Source organism: Leifsonia sp. HAY1-4F (genome assembly GCF_056755275.1).
In genome coordinates this window covers 1-845 of the sequence record NZ_JBNDHX010000201.1, presented here as the reverse complement: position 1 = coordinate 845, position 845 = coordinate 1, and the positions used below count along the sequence as shown (strand labels likewise).

Here is an 845-nt window from a genome sequence, read left to right as displayed (position 1 = left end):
GTGTACCAGGACGGCACGACGGGGTTGCCCCACCAGTCGCGGCGCTGGTTGTCGTGGACGTCCCAGGTGACGACGGGGTTGTCGGGGTCGCCGGTGTAGTAGTCCTGGGTGTAGATCTCGATGCGGTGGCCGTCGGGGTCGCGCAGGTAGAGGTAGAAGGCGTTGGAGACGCCGTGGCGGCCGGGGCCGCGTTCGATGCAGTCGCTGCGGCGGAGGGCGCCGAGTTTGTCGCAGATGGCGATGATGTTGTGCTTTTCGTGGGTGGCGAAGGCGATGTGGTGCATGCGTGGGCCGTCGCCGCCGGTCATGGCGGTGTCGTGGACGGTGGGTTTGCGGCGCATCCAGGCGGCGTAGGTGGTGCCGGCCTGGTCTTGGATGTCTTCGGTGACGCGGAAGCCGAGGTCTTCCATGTACTTCACGGCGCGGGGGACGTCGGGGGTGACCTGGTTGAAGTGGTCGATCCGGACCAGTGCGCCGGGTGTGTAGAGGTCGTAGCGCCAGGCCATGCGTTCGACGTGCTCGACCTGGTAGAAGAACTCGTAGGGGAAGCCGAGCGGGTCCTCCACCCGCACACTGTCGCCGATGCCTTTGGTGAACCCGTCGGGCCGGCGTTCGACCCGGCAGCCGAGTTCGGTGTAGAACGCGACGGCCTGGTCGAGGTCTTCCGGGGTGCGGACCCGGTAGGCGAACGCGGCGACCGCGGCTGCCGGGCCTGTGCGCAGGACGAGGTTGTGGTGGATGAATTCCTCGAAGGATCGCAGGTAGACGGTGTTCTCGTCCTCCTCGGTGACGATGAGGTCGAGCACGTCGACGTAGAACTCGCGGCTGGCGGCGAGGTCGGTGAC

The 845-nt window shown here is 67.0% G+C and carries 1 protein-coding gene; it reads right to left on the bottom strand.

Going from position 1 to position 845, the window contains the following annotated elements; translation table 11 throughout:
- On the bottom strand, window positions 1-845 hold an 845-nt coding region (gene hpaD / locus ACPYOG_RS19180), incomplete at both ends, for a 3,4-dihydroxyphenylacetate 2,3-dioxygenase (protein WP_481295731.1).